Source organism: Streptomyces sp. NPDC003456 (assembly GCF_042878735.1).
Taxonomy (GTDB): domain Bacteria; phylum Actinomycetota; class Actinomycetes; order Streptomycetales; family Streptomycetaceae; genus Streptomyces.
This window is the reverse complement of record NZ_JBIAOK010000001.1, coordinates 442,562-456,841: the sequence shown is the minus strand read 5'-3', so window position 1 is coordinate 456,841 and position 14,280 is coordinate 442,562. Positions and strand designations below refer to the sequence as shown.

Here is a 14,280-nt window from a genome sequence, read left to right as displayed (position 1 = left end):
TCTCTTGCCGTGTGCGGTACGCGGGTCAGCCGACCGGCCACTGGGCGACACGGCTCCTGGGCGGTTCGGCGGTGTCGTGCTGGACGCGGCCGTTGCGGATGGTGCCGCGCCAGGCCCCGCCCTCCTGGCCCAGTCCTTCGATGAAGTGCTTGAAGTTCACCAGCTCCCCGCGCACCAGCCGGGCGGTCACCCCCGCGATCCTCGACGAGCGGGTGAGGACCTTCGCCGGCCCCTGCGGGTGGAGGAGCATCCGGACCGTGATCGCGGTGCCACCGGACTCCGTCGGCCGGAACTCCACCTCGCCCTCGTGGGTGGGGTGCTGCTCCAGCCCGCGCCAGGCGAGGTAGGCGTCCGGGTCCTGTTCCAGGATCTCGACCGCGAAACGGTGGCGCAGGGGGCCCCAGCCGAGGGTCCACGCGGTGACGGTGGGCCTGACCTGCTCGACGTCGCGCACCACGCCGGAGAAGCGCGGGAACGTCTTGAACTGGGTCCACTGGTTGTAGGCCGTGCGGACCGGCACCGCGACCTCGACCGTCTCCTCGACGTGCTGCTCGCGCAGCGGACGGCGGCGCGTGACGCCGTCGTCGGTGTGCGTGTCCGGCGTGTTCGGCACGGCCTGCCCGCCGTCGTCTTCGTGCGCCATCGTGGTCCTTCTTCCGGTGAGGGAGCCGGGATCCGGACGCCCGGCCTCGCCTCGTGGGTCGGGGCTCTCTTCCGGTTCCCCGATCCCGCGCTTCGAGTCACCCGCCCGCGCCGGCGTCCCGGGCGGGCCCTGGCGCGGGAGGGACACCGGGGCCGGGGCCGAGGAAGGAGGGGTACCGGTGGCACCGGCTTCCGCCGGTGCCGCCGGCAGTCGTCTCCAGCTTCACCCCGGGCACGGCCACCCGCCACTCACCGCGACCCGGCAGGCGTCTGGCGGCCGGGCGCGGCCCGCCGCTTCTCCGTCGCAGCGGCGCCGGGCCGGTCGGGACAGCCGTGGTGGCCGGGTCAGCGGTCCTGGGAGAGCGCGAGCAGTTCGGCGAACGTGCCGCCCGCGTGGACGAGGTCGTCGTAGTGGCCCTGCTCCGTGATGCGGCCGTGCTCCATGACGACGACGTGGTCGGCGACCCTGGTGTTCTCCAGCCGGTGGGTGATCACGATGGTGATGCGGTCGGCGGCGACGGATCTGATCTTCTCGAAGATCCGGTGCTCGCCGCGCGGGTCCATCTGGGAGGTGGGCTCGTCCAGGATGAGCAACTCGGGCCGCCGGTACAGAGCCCTGGAGCAGGCGATGCGCTGCCATTGGCCGCCGGACAGTTCGGATCCGCCGAAGACCTCGCGGGACAGCAGCGTGTCCAGACCGCCGGGCAGGTCCTCGACGGCCTCCCGCAGCCCCACGGCGTCGACGGCTTCCCAGACGGGAAGGTCGTCATGGGTGCGGGGCTGGCCCAGGGTGATGTTCTCGCGGACCCGCAACGGCCACTGGGCGAAGATCTGCGGCACGAGGCCGGTGCGGCGCCAGACGGTCTCCGGATCGAGATCCGCGAGAGGGGTGCCGTTCCAGGTGACGGTGCCCTTGTCCGGCAGGTAGATGCCGGTGAGCAACCGGGTGAGGGTGGACTTGCCCGAGCCGTTCGCCCCCACGACGGCGAGGATCTGGCCGCGTCTGAGGGTGAGGGACACGTGGTCCACGGCGGGCTTGTCCGTGCCCGGGTAGCGGTGGACGACGTCCTCCAGCCGGATCTCCTCCACCGGCGCGGTGAGCCGGCCCGGTCCGCGCCGGGGCGCGCGGGCGGCGGCGTCGTCGAGGAAGGCCTGCATGTCGCCCAGGTACAGGCTGGTGTGGAAGACGGCGGCTCCGTTGACGACGACCTGGGAGAGCGCCGCGAGCGTGGTCTGGACGGCGATCACGGCCGTCGCGGCGACGGCCAGGTCGATGCGGCCGGTCACCGCCAGCCACGCGAGGGCACCCCAGGCCGCCACGAGGAACGCGCCGCCCGCCGCGGCGCAGAGCAGGGCGATGCGCAGGGTGCGCGGCGCGGCGGCCAGAGTGCGCCGGTCGCAGCGGTCGGACAGGGTCCGGTACCAGTGGACGAGGTAGTCGGTCATCGAGTTGGCGCGGACCTCGTCGCCGTACTTCGACGTGGTCGCCCACCAGCGCATCATGCCCCGGACGTTGCGGTCGGCGATGTTGGCGTAGTGGATCTCGTAGTCGACCCGGGCGGTCAGGACCGCGCCGACGCCGGCCGGGAGGACCGCGAGCAGCAGCAGCGGCAGCATCAGCAGGTTCAGCACCGACAGCACACCGCCCGCCGTGACCATGCGGATCAGCGCGGACAGGAACCGCTGCGCGTCGCCCACCATGACCTGAGTGCGGATCACTCCCATCTCGGCGGCCTCGTACCGGTCGGAGAACCCGTCCTCCGTGTACGCGGCCGCTTCCACCCGGCAGACCGCCTCCACCAGAGCCGTGTCCGTCCGTGTGATCAGCTGCGGGGTGATTCTCCGCTCGGCGTACGCGGCCACCGCCCCCGCCGCACGGCTCGTGGCGGCGGCGAGCGCGACGACCAGGAGGGCCGGCAGGGCGTCCCGCAGCCTCTGGCCGGCCGAGCCGCCGCCGAGGATCGGCTGCATCGCCCGAGCGGTGGCGGCCAGCACGACGGCGGCCGAGACGCCGGTGACCAGCTGGCACCCGAACAGGAGCTGCACCGCCCGCCGGTCGGTGCGCCACGACAGCCGGACGATCCGGGCCAGCACGGCGGGGATCTGCGCCCCCATCCGCCGGAAGCCGACCTGGGCGAGGGGGTTGACGGCGTACTGGCCGCTGTAGGTGATCTCCGCCGGAGGCGGTGGCGGTGGGGGCGTGTTCTGCTGCGTGCTGGTGTCTGCCGAGGTCAAGGTGGTCTCCCTCGTCGTCGTCGGCCGTGGTCACGCGGCTCAACGACCGGGCCCGGATTTCGAACACATGTGTTTCGGTCGGTTCCGGACTCCCGCACCACGGGGCGTGTCGGAGCGTGGGGGATGCATCGACCCGCGACGGGCAACGGACCCCCCTCACACAGAGATTGGCCGAAACGCCGATCCTCGCATCTCAGCGTTCCGCCCACGTCCTCAGCAGGTCGGCCAGTGCCCGGGCCGTCTCGTCGGCGTCCGGGCCGTCGTCACGGGCGTCGGGGGACAGCTCCACGTGCAGGAAGGGGGCGTGGCGGCGTTCGGCCGAGCGGCCCTGGACGTTCTGCGTGCCCTCCAGCGGGCAGCGCGCCGACCAGCCGCGGCAGACCCGCAGGCCGTCCGCCTCCAGCCGGTCCGCCAGCGCCGAGGCCTCGTCGGACGCCTTCTGGGCCGCACCCCCGGAGACGATGGCCTCGTACGGGCGGTCGGACGTCTGTGCGAAGCCGTGCAGCTGCAGACCCGGCACCCCGCGCTTCTGGAGCTCCTCGACGACCGCGTGGAAGGCGCTGTCCTCGCTGTGTGCGACGTCCGCCTCGCCCGAGTCACCGGCCCGGCGGTGCGCACCGGCCACCACCAGCGCGCCGGACGGGGTCTCCTCCAGCAGCCGGACGCCCAGCTCCTCGGTGGCCCGGTCGGACACCGGGTGCGGCACCTGCACGTTCCAGCGCAGCGCGGAGTCGGCCGTCAGGTACAGACGGCCCCAGTTCTCGGCGTCGCCACCGGAGCGGGTGGCGGCGATCTCGTCGTAGCGGCGCCCGGAGTCGGTGTCGGTGAGGCGGGTGACGCCCAGGCCGAGCGGGGCGAGGAGGCGCTGCGCCGCCGCAGCGTCCCCGTCGAGCAGCCGTCCCACACCTCGTGCCAGCCGCTCGCGCTCGTCGTCCCCGGGCGGGCTGTAGGTGCCGTCGGGCTCGAAGCCGGCGGTGTAGTCGAGGATGCGGCTGCGGAGATCGACGAGTTCCCGTGCCCGCGGAGTCGAGGGTTCCGTGCGGTCGGACGACGCCGCGCTGCATGCCGCCGTCGCCAGGATCAAAACCGCTGGGGCGAAAATGCGAGCGAACCGTGATGTTCTCGTGATGGTAGAGATCGATTGAGGTGTGTGTGACGTGTGAGTATGTCGCGGTGACATTCCGTAAGTCTCTCCGTATAGGTCGCTCGGTGGCGGTTCTGGGTGCTTTGGCAGGCCTCGTGGCCTCCTGCACCTCCGAGCCGTCCGGGGCCCCGGCGAAGCCGGGCGGGCGGTCGTTCACCGTCGCCGCGGCGGGCGATGTGCTCATCCACCCCGAGCTGGTCGAACAGGCGGCCAAGGACGCCGGGAAGACCGGCAAGGGACAGGCGGGGCTGGACTTCGGACCGCTGATGGCCGGGGTGAAGCCGGTCGTCAGCAAGGCCGATCTGGCCATCTGTCACATGGAGACACCGGTCGGCACTCCCCAGGGCCCCTTCGAGGGGTACCCCGAGTTCCTCGTTCCGCCGCAGATCCTCACGGCCCTCAAGGACGTGGGGTACGACACCTGCTCGACGGCCTCCAATCACACCTACGACCACGGCCTCAAGGCCGTGAAGCGCACGCTGTCCGCGATGGACAAAGTGGGTCTCGGCCACACCGGATCCGCGCGCACGCCCGAGGAAGCGAAGCAGATCACCATCCGCGACGTCAAAGGCGTCAAGGTCGCCCACCTGAGCTTTTCCTGGGAGTCCTTCCTCAATCCGACGCCCGAGAAGGAGCGCTGGGCCTTCAACCGGCTGAGCACCGACGCCATCAAGGCGGCCGAGACCCGGGCCCGCAGGAAGGGCGCCGAGGTCGTGATCCTGTCCGTGCACTGGGGCCTGGAGCACTACAACGAGCCGAGCGTGCCGCAGCTGGAGCTGGCCGAGCGGATCACCAAGGAGACCGGCGTCGACCTCGTGATCGGCCACCACTCCCACGTGGTGCAGCCCGTCCAGAAGGTCAACGGCACCTGGATCGCCTACAGCCTCGGCAATCAGGTGGCCCGGCACTCCTCTCCGACCGGCCTGACCGAGGAGGGCGCGCTCGGCTGGTTCGAGTTCAAGGAGACGGCCGACGGCTGGAACGTCAGCGCCCGCTACCGGACCACGCTGGTCGACATCCCGCCGGAGCTGGAAGCGGGGGAGAAGGCACCGGCGGGCGCGGTCGCCGACCACCGGGTGGTGGACGTGCAGGAGGCGCTGGACCACCCCGGTGACCTGTCGCAGGAGCGGCTCGCCCGGTACCGGCTGGCCGAGGGCCGCACCCGAGGCTTCCTCTACAACCGGGGCGCGCCCGGCGGCGACGGCCTCGAGCAGCTCTCCCTGGGGACGTGACGAGCGACACAGGCAGTTGTCGCGCGGGGGACCCAACCCTTGCGCGTGTCGAAGGTCATCTATAGCGACGGCGTCTCGTCCCCGCGTCAGCGGTGGTTCCCGCGAGCGCCCGAGCGATGAAGAGGCGAAGGAATCCACCGGTGAGTTCAACCCAAGGCACGCCGCGTTCCGGACGGGGCGGCCGGCGGCGTTCGCGCAGGCGCGCGGACATGCCGCTGCTGGGCGGCGTACGTCCGCCCATCGCGCTGCTGTGCCTGCTGATCGTCGCCCTGGCCGGGCTGACCGCCAAGGTGCTCGGACCGGCCGGCGAGCCCGCCGTGCCGCAGGCGGTGCTGGGCTCCCAGCAGCACTTCGCGGAGGACGGCGCGATCGCCCTGCGCGCGTCGATCGACGAGCGGGTCACCGACCTGGAGCGCACCGCGGACGTCCTGAACGAGGGCGACCCCGCGGACCCGGAGCGTGTGCTGTCCGACCTGAGCAACACGTATCAGAAGTGGACCGGCACCACCGTGCTGGACCTGGAGAGCGGCAAGGTCCTGGCCGCCAGAGGTGAAACGATTCCTCTGGGCTGGCTGGACAAGGAGGTCCTCACCGGCGAGCACGCCCTGACCCCGCGCATGGTGCGGCTGGAGACCGGCGACGTACGGCTGATGACCATGGCGCTCCTGGACTGGAAGGACCGCCCGCAGCAACTGCTGATCGCCTCCAACAGCCTGTCCGTGCCCGCCATCAACCTCGGCCCGTTCCGCTCCATGGCGGTCGTGGCCCGCGGCGGCGAAGTCCTCGCCACCGAAGGCTTCGAGCAGGCCGAGGCGCTCAACTCGGACGCCGAGCGCGACGAACTGACCTTCCTGCAGAAGCAGATGAGCCGGCTGTCGGAGCAGGCGGCCGCCAAGACCGAGCAGAACCCGGTCAGTGCCCGCGAACCCGGCTCCCACGGCTACCCCGGCGTCAGCGGCACCCTGCTCGGCGACTCCTACAACGGCCGTATCGCCACCGCCGGATACGCCTCGCTCGCCTCCGCCGACCCCGAGCAGCGCCGCAGCGTCGGCGCGGGCCTCGGGCTCACCGTCGTGGCGATGCTGCCCGTGGTGCAGGAACAGGCCGTCGGACAGGAACGGGAACTGTACGGCCTGGTCGCGGCCGGCGTCCTCGTGGTCGTCGGCCTGCTGGCCGCCGCCCTGCTGTGGCTGGCCGTGCAGCGGCCCCTGCTGGCGCTCTTCCTGGAGTCCCGCCGCCTGGCCCGCGGCGACCTGACCCGGCCCGTCGCCGCGCCCCGCTGGGGCGAGGCCGCCCGGGTCGGCGCGGCCCTGGAACGGCTGCGCCGGCAGCTGTCCGGCACCGGCGCCGAGCCCGCCGCCGGCGGCGACAGCCGACGCGGCCGGTTCGGACTGCGGGTCTCCCTGGCCGTGACGGCCGTCCTGCTGCTGCTGTGGTGCGTACCGGTCGGCCTGCTGCTCAACCGCACGGACGCCTCGGTGAGCGTGCCCAGCACCATGGTCAACGACCAGCGCGACCGCACCGACCTCGTCGCCGACCGCGTCCGCCGCGCCCTCAACGAGGCCCAGGCCGACCTCGTTTCCATGACCCGGCTCATCGACCCGGACGACTCCGACGCCACCGCGGACGTCCTCGACGACGCCCTCGGCAAGCACACGCGCTACGGCTCCCTGTACGTCGTCGACCGGGGCGGCGACGTCGTCGCACGCGCCGGAGCCGAGCCGCACGGCGGCTGGGACGAGGCAGCCGGAGCGAAGAAGGGCCAGGACGCCCCGCTCGTCCGCGTCACCGGCGAGGGCGGCAAGAAGCCCGTCATCCAGGCCGGAGCCCCCGTACCGGACCAGAAGGGCATGACGCTCGTCGGCGAGATCCGGGTGGAGTTCCTGAACTCGCTGCTCGCCCGGCCCGGCCTCGGCGAGGTCCGGGTGGTCGACGCCGAGGCGCGGACCATCGCCGCCAGCGACGGCTTCCTCGCCTTCGAGGACCTGCCGCGCGACGCGCTCACCGACCTCGTCCGGGCCGGCGCCGTCCGGGTCGGGGCGGGCCCCGTGGAGAACGGGCTGCTCGTCCGCGAGGGACGCTCGGTCACCGTCGCCGCCGCCGCGCCCTTCTCCGGCGGCGGCGTGGCCGCCGACATCGGCTGGACCGTCGTCAGCTGGCAGAACGCCAAGCACTTCGAGATCACCCCCTACGAGCGCGAGGACCGCAGCGTCCTCGCCGGGATGCTCGGGCTCGCCCTGATCGTGGTCTGCCTGGGCTGGATCCACCTCGTCGTCGTCCGCCCGCTGCGCGCCCTCGCCGGCAGCGCCGAGAAGCTGGCCGACGGCGACCTCAAGACCGTGCTCTACCCCCGCTATCACGACGAGGTGGGGGCCGTCGTCCGCAGCCTCGAACTGGTCCGCCAGCAGTTGCAGGCCCGCAGGCAGAACCAGGCCCGCCGGAGTGCCGAGCCCCGGCTCGGCGCCCGAGGAAGGTGACCGGCTGTGCTCTACCTCTACTTCGTCCTGCTCGTCGGCGGGATCTGCCTGTTCGTCGCGGGCGTCGTCGAACAGCGCAGGCACTACGCCGCGCTGCACACCATCCCCTCGCGGGTGCTGGTCAACGGCATCCGCGGGAAGTCCTCCATCACCCGGCTGTGCGCCGGGGCACTGCGCGGCGGTGACCTCGTCACCGTGGCCAAGACGACGGGCACCGCGGCGCGCTTCATCCACCCGGACGCCACGGAGGAGCCGGTCTACCGCAAGTTCGGCATCGCCAACGTCGTCGAGCAGATCGGCATCGTCCGCCGGGCCGCCACGTACCGGCCCGACGCCCTCGTCATCGAGTGCATGGCCGTCATGCCCGCGCTCCAGGAGGTCAACCAGAGCAAGCTGATCCGCTCCACGATCGGCGTGCTGTGCAACGTCCGCGAGGACCACCTCGCCGAGATGGGACCGACCCTGGACGACGTCGCCCGCTCGCTGTGCCGCTCCATGCCGGAGAACGGCATCTGCGTCACGGCCGAGAAGGAGCGCTTCCACATCCTCCAGGAGGAGGCGGACGCCCGGAACTGCCGGCTCATCTACGCCGACCCGGAGACGGTCACCGACGAGGAGCTGCGCGGCTTCAGCTGGTTCACCTTCAAGGAGAACGTGGCCATCGCCCTGGTCGTCGCCGACCTGCTGGGCGTCGAGCGCGAGGTCGCGCTGCAGGGCATGTACGACGCCCCGCCGGACCCGGGTGTGCTGTCGGTGGAGCGGTACGTCGCGCCCGACGGCAAGCGCCTCGCCTTCGCCAACGTGTTCGCGGCCAACGACCCCGAGTCGACGCTGATGAACATCAACCAGCTGCTCGACCTCGGCGCGATCCGCCGCCCGCTGAACGTCGTCATCAACTGCCGCCCCGACCGGGTGGAGCGCAACGGGCAGATGGGCGAGATCATCCCCGACCTCCGGCCGGACAACGTGTTCGTCATCGGCCACCCGGCGAAGAGCGCCATCGACGCCATCCCCGCCGACTGGCGCGACCGCGCGGTCGACCTCGGCGGCGAGCGGCGCTCGGCGGACGAGTTCATGCCGACCCTGCTCGGCCGGATGGCCGACGGCTCCTCCCTGGTCGCCATCGGCAACATCCACGGGCAGGGCGAGGAGCTGCTGGAGTACCTGGCCGAACTCCCGGCGGACGAGAGCGCCGCGGAGGAGACCCCGGAGGCGGTCGCCAGCGCCCCGCAGCAGGCGCAGCGCCTGGACCCGTACGCCTCGTACCCCACCGCCTACGAGGAGCGCTACCAGGCGTCGCGGACCCAGGAGATCCCGGTGATCCGCATGCCCGAGCAGGCGACGGCGCCGTACCGCGACGCGGCGGGGGCGTACGCCGGGGCGGCGGGGCCGTACGGCGACACGGCGCAGGCGCATGCCGGGGCGACCGGACGGCACGGCCGCACGGCGCCCGCGTACGACGCGTCGCCGGGGCAGTACGGCGACGGCCGGGGCGCACACGGCGCGGCGTACGGCGCCGCGCGGGGCCACGCCTCGGCCCCATCGGCCCACGCCCCGGCCCAGGACCTCGGCGGGGGCGCGCACCACACTCCGGAGCCCCCGCACGGCTCCGGCCGGACCCACGGCACCGGTCAACCGCACAGGGGAGGTGCCCACCCGTCGCAGGGCCGGTCGTACGACCCGGGCGCGTCCCGGACTCCGGAGGAGCCCTACGGGCGCGGCGCGCCCGGCGCCGCCGACGGCGGCCGGGCACCGGCCCAGGACGCGCAGGGCCCCGGCTGGTTCCAGGCGTCGGCCCGGACCGGTCGCGACACCGGACGGCCCGGCGGCCCCGATGCCGCACCGCACCGGCCCGCGGGCCCGGGTGCCGCGCCGCACCGGCCCGGCGGCCCGGCGTACGACCCGGCCGAGCAGTCCTCCGGCACGGGGCGGGCACCGCACCCCGACGCACACCACCGCCGGGCGCCGCGCCCGCAGGCCGATGACGGCGGGGGACACCAGCCGCGCGCCTGACCCGCGGGAACGGCGGCCCCGCACGCCGCCCGCCCGCCCACGACCACCGCACCCCTTCGTCCGGAGACCCCGTTGACCACCGCTGCCCTGACCCCCGAGATGGCCGCCCTGGGCATCGCCATAGGCCTGTTCTTCTCGCTGCTGTGCTATCTCACGACCAACCTGTCGCCCGGCGGCATGATCACCCCCGGCTGGCTGGCGCTCACCCTCATCGAGGACCTCCAGCGCGCCGCCATGGTCGTGGGCGTCACCGCGCTCACCTACGGCGGCACCAAGATCATGCAGCGGCTGGTGATCCTCTACGGCAAGCGGCTGTTCGCCGCGGTGGTGCTGCTGGGCGTGCTGCTGCAGGCGACCGTCATGATCGTGCTCTCGCTCGAGTTCCCGCTCATGTACGGCAACCAGACGCTCGGCTTCATCGTGCCCGGCCTGATCGCCTACCAGATGGTCCGCCAGCCCAAGGGGGCCACGCTGCTGGCCACCGGAGCCGTGTCCCTCATGGCCTACATCGTCGTCGCCGCCGGCCTGCTGCTCGGCGTCATGCCGACCGTCTGAGAACCGAGGAGCAAACGATGGCAGGGAAGAAGAAGTCGCGGCCCGTCGTCACCGGCGCCGTGCTGCTGGCGCTCGTCGGCACCTCCGGCTACCTCACGCTGGAGCTGCGCAAACAGGACGAGCAGGGCGTCACCGAGGTGCGCAACGTCGGCGTGCTGGAAGGCGGCCGCAGCAGCGGCACCGCCGAGAAGACCGGCAAGGCCACCTGGTCCCGGCTGGAGAACCCGGCCCGGTCGGTGCTGCGCGGGTCCGACGGCCAGATCGAGGCCGTCTTCACGGACGGCGCGCGCACCGCGACGCTGACCGGCCCGGCCCGCACCTTCCAGGAGCCGGCCTCCACCGCCTCCAAGGTCAGCACGACGGACTGGGTGCGGCTGATGCCGGAGCCCTGGGCCAAGGGCGCCGAGAAGAAGAAGTGGTTCAAGGACTGGCACGCCGAGTACAAGGACAGCAAGGAGGACGACATCTTCGCGTTCGCCTTCCAGTACGTGGCGGGCGCACCGGAGAAGAAGGACGAGCGGGGCACCGTCTACGCCGGTGACGCCAACTTCGGTCCGCTGAACACCGGCGGGGCCGAGGGCGGCGACCTGCGGCTGGAGCAGTCCGACTTCTACGACTACCTCCAGGTGCCGTACCCCTTCCGCGACGGGGTCGTCGGACAGCCGGAGTCCGTGCGGGCCAAGTCCATCGACTGCTCCGGCTTCATCCGCATGGTCCTGGGCTACCGGGCCCGCTACCCCCTGATGTCCTCGGACACCTCCGGCAACGGCCTGCCCCGCACCGCCAACGGGATGGCCCGCTCCGAGCAGGGCGTCGACATCCTGCCGCTCACCGGCATCTCCGCCAAGGACCGGCCCTCCGCGATCGACCAGCTCCAGCCGGGCGACCTGGCCTTCTTCAAACTGGACACCCGCACCGGTGAACGCCTGGACCACGTCGGCATGGTGCTCGGCCACGACACCGAAGGGCACCTGATCTTCGTGTCGAGCCGCGAGGAGGTCAACGGACCCACCATCGGCGACGTCGGCGGCGTGTCCCGGCTCGACGGCAACGGCTACTACGCCAAGACCCTGCGCAGCGCGAAGCGACTCTGACCCGGGCCGGGGCCCCGGCCCCGGACGCGTGGACGGGACAGCCCGCATGCGGCCGTGCGCGTGCCGTGTTCCCATGGGCCTTGTCGCGCGGCCGGGCCGGGCACGGTCCACGGCCCACGAGGCGGTCGGCGGTCTCCGGCGGCGGGCCCGGGCATCCGGGTGCGCCGGTGCGGGGCCGCGCCCGGGGCGGGGCGCCCCGCGACCGCCGACACGGGTCCCGCCGACGCAGTGCCGCTGCGAGTTCGAGGATGGCCCGATGCCCGATCACGCCGAAGCCCCGGCCGGCTCCGGGCCGCGACCGCGCCGCCCACTGCGCACACCGCTCCGGCGCCGACTGCGCATCCGGCTCCGGCGGCCCACACCCGTCGTCCGCAGGAACCTGTCCCAGCTGCTGTGCGCGGTCCTCGGCGCGGGTCTGGGGCTGCTGACCCCGCTGATGACCGCCGGGCCCCGGGCGGACACGGATCGCGTGGTCGGCGTCCTGTTCACCCTGGGGTTCGGGGTCATCAGCCTGGTGAGCATCATCTACTCGGTGCTCTTCCTCGTCGTGCAGTTCTCCGCGAGCACCTTCACCCCCCGGCTGACCCTGTTCCGCGACGAACCGATCGTCTGGCGGACCTTCGCCTTCGCCATCGGCGTGTTCGTCTTCTGCGTCACGTCGGCCGTGGCGGTGGGATCCCGGAAGACGGTCTCCGCTCTCGTCCCCGGCGCGGCCATGATCCTGACGCTGGTGGCGCTCGCCTGGATGAGGACGCTCCAGATGAGGGCGTTCGACTCCATCCAGCTGGGTCACTCGCTCTCGGCCATCGCGGCCCGGGCGCACCGCCTGTACGACACTCTCTACGCCCGCCCGTACACGGGGGGCGCCGGCCCGGCACCGCGGTCCCTCGCGGGCACCGGCAGGGCGGTCCGCTGGACGGGGCCGTCGGCCGTGCTCCAGAGGATCGACGTGCCCGCCCTCATCAGGACGGCCCAGGAGGGCGATGTCTCGATCTCCTTCCAGGTCGCCCCCGGTGCGACCCTGGCGGAGGGCATGGTGATCGCCGAGGTCACCGGCGGGGACATGGAGGAGACCGCGCTGCGGCGGGCCCTGTCGACCGGGGTCGAGCGCACCTTCGAGCAGGATCCGGAACTGCCGTTCAGGCTTCTCGCCGACATCGCCCTTCGCGCCCTTTCACCGGCGGTGAACGATCCGGCCACGGCGGTGGAGGCCCTCGACCACGTCGAGGGCCTGCTGGTGCGCCTCGCGGGTGGGGACCTGGACGTGGGGCGGTTCGACGACGCCGCCGGGCGGATGCGGGTGAGTGTGCCGGTCCCGGGGTGGGAGGACTACGTCCGGCTCGCCGTCGACGACGTCGTCCTCGCCGCCGCCGGGGCCCCGATGGTCCTGCGCAGGACGCGTGACCTGCTGAGCAGACTCGTGGACCTGACGCCCGAGGACAGGCGTGCGCCCGTGGCCGACCGGCTGCGCTGGGTCGAGGGGAACGGCCGCGCGGACTACCCGTTCGTCTGGACACGGGCCTGAACCCCGGTGCGACGGGCGCGGCCGGCGGCGAGGGCCGGCCCGGACGATCGACCTCGGTGGCGTGCCACGCCCGAGGTGGGGATCCTGTAGGTGGGGCCCACGCGATTGAGAGGCACTCATGACTCGGACCACCAAAGACAGGGCGGACCAGTCGTTCTCCTCCAGCCCTGGCGTCCGCCGCCTCATCCCCTTCGCCGTGATCACGGCGATCGCGCTGATCTTCATCTTCGAGAACCGCTCGAGCGTGGAGATCCGGCTGCTGATCCCGATGGTCACCATGCCCCTGTGGGGTGCCCTCCTGATCGCCTGGGCACTCGGCGTCCTCGCCTCCTTCGTCACCGTCCGCCGCCGGTCGAACCGGTCCACCCGGCGCCCGAGATAGCGCCGGGCCGCCAGCGGGGCGGCGCCGAGCGGGACGCCACTCACCACGAGCCCGCGAGCCCGCGAGCCTGCGAGCCTGCGAGCCCGCGAGCGTGCGGAGCGCCGGGCGCTTTCATCCGGGTCGTGCGGGTTACTCGCCCGGCATGACTGACACACGGCCACTCGCATTGATCACCGGGGCGTCCAGCGGGATCGGCTACGAACTGGCCCGGCAGTTCGCCCTCCACGGCCACGACCTGGTGGTGAACGCCGAGGACGAACGCCTCGAGACGGCCGCGGAGAGCCTGCGGGAGTGCGGCGCGCAGGTGCGGGCGGTGCGCGCCGATCTCCGCAGCGCCGAGGGCAGGTACCTGCTGCTGGACGCACTCGACGGGCTGACCGTCGACGTCGCCGTCCTCAACGCGGGGGTGGGCCGGGGAGGGGCCTTCGTCGACACGGACGTGGCCGACGACCAGGAGGTCATCGACCTCGACGTCACCGCGACCGTGCGGCTGGCCAAGCCGCTGCTGCGCGCCATGGCGACGCGCGACGCGGGACGGATCGCCTTCACCTCGTCCGTCGTCTCGACCATGCCGGGCGCCTTCGAGCCCGTCTACACGGCGTCCAAGTCGTTCGTGCAGTCGTTCGCGCAGGCGCTGGCGGAGGAGGTGAAGGACACGGGGGTCACGGTCACCTCGCTCATGCCGGGCCCGACCGACACGGACTTCTTCGAGCGGGCGGGCATGGCGGACGACACCGCGATCGGCACCATGGAGAAGGACGACCCAGCCCAGGTCGCCGAGCAGGCGTTCGAGGCGATCATGCGGGGCGAGAAGAAGGTCGTGACCGGGTCCCTGAAGACCAAGGTGCAGGGGCTGGCCGGAAAGGTGCTGCCCGACGGGGTCAAGGCGGTGGCGCACCGGCGCATGGCGGAACCGGGCAGCGCGAACGAGGAGGGCAAGGACGCCCGAGGGTGACGCGACCTGCCCGCCACCCCTGCGGG

General features: G+C 72.7%; 11 protein-coding genes. 8 read left to right on the top strand and 3 right to left on the bottom strand.

Annotated features, from left to right (window positions below; translation table 11 throughout):
• Positions 1–25 precede the first annotated feature (25 nt).
• The 3 genes from ACFYWG_RS01635 to ACFYWG_RS01625 form a co-directional block, all read right to left on the bottom strand.
• Entirely contained in the window at positions 26–643 is a 618-nt protein-coding gene (locus tag ACFYWG_RS01635; RefSeq protein ID WP_376330788.1) for an SRPBCC family protein, read from the bottom strand.
• Positions 644–987: 344 nt separating this feature from the next.
• Entirely contained in the window at positions 988–2,877 is a 1,890-nt protein-coding gene (locus tag ACFYWG_RS01630; RefSeq protein ID WP_376330786.1) for an ATP-binding cassette domain-containing protein, read from the bottom strand.
• 193 nt (positions 2,878–3,070) lie between these two features.
• A complete protein-coding gene (locus ACFYWG_RS01625; protein ID WP_389198596.1) occupies positions 3,071–3,961 on the bottom strand; it encodes a hypothetical protein in 891 nt (296 codons plus the stop codon).
• A gap of 89 nt (positions 3,962–4,050) precedes the next feature.
• Between ACFYWG_RS01625 and ACFYWG_RS01620 the strand changes: the two genes are divergently transcribed.
• The 8 genes from ACFYWG_RS01620 to ACFYWG_RS01585 all read left to right on the top strand — a co-directional run bounded on the left by ACFYWG_RS01620 (position 4,051) and on the right by ACFYWG_RS01585 (position 14,254).
• A complete protein-coding gene (locus ACFYWG_RS01620; RefSeq protein ID WP_389198594.1) occupies positions 4,051–5,253 on the top strand; it encodes a CapA family protein in 1,203 nt (400 codons plus the stop codon).
• Between the two features lie 209 nt (positions 5,254–5,462).
• Positions 5,463–7,730: a HAMP domain-containing protein gene (locus ACFYWG_RS01615; protein WP_389199426.1), complete on the top strand. Its 2,268-nt coding sequence runs from the start codon at positions 5,463–5,465 to the stop codon at positions 7,728–7,730.
• A 6-nt stretch (positions 7,731–7,736) separates the two neighbouring features.
• Entirely contained in the window at positions 7,737–9,743 is a 2,007-nt protein-coding gene (gene pgsB / locus ACFYWG_RS01610; RefSeq protein ID WP_389198592.1) for a poly-gamma-glutamate synthase PgsB, read from the top strand.
• A 72-nt stretch (positions 9,744–9,815) separates the two neighbouring features.
• Entirely contained in the window at positions 9,816–10,298 is a 483-nt protein-coding gene (locus tag ACFYWG_RS01605) for a poly-gamma-glutamate biosynthesis protein PgsC/CapC (RefSeq protein WP_376330780.1), read from the top strand.
• A gap of 17 nt (positions 10,299–10,315) precedes the next feature.
• Positions 10,316–11,392 (top strand): NlpC/P60 family protein, encoded by a 1,077-nt coding sequence (locus ACFYWG_RS01600; RefSeq protein WP_389198590.1) that lies wholly within the window; start codon positions 10,316–10,318, stop codon positions 11,390–11,392.
• 256 nt (positions 11,393–11,648) lie between these two features.
• The gene (locus ACFYWG_RS01595; RefSeq protein WP_389198588.1) at positions 11,649–12,917 is read left to right on the top strand and encodes a DUF2254 domain-containing protein; all 1,269 of its coding nucleotides are present in this window, start codon (positions 11,649–11,651) and stop codon (positions 12,915–12,917) included.
• A 118-nt stretch (positions 12,918–13,035) separates the two neighbouring features.
• Entirely contained in the window at positions 13,036–13,299 is a 264-nt protein-coding gene (locus ACFYWG_RS01590) for a hypothetical protein (protein WP_376330775.1), read from the top strand.
• Positions 13,300–13,441: 142 nt separating this feature from the next.
• Complete coding sequence (locus ACFYWG_RS01585) at positions 13,442–14,254, top strand: SDR family NAD(P)-dependent oxidoreductase (protein ID WP_389198586.1); 813 nt, start codon at positions 13,442–13,444, stop codon at positions 14,252–14,254.
• Positions 14,255–14,280: the final 26 nt, after the last annotated feature.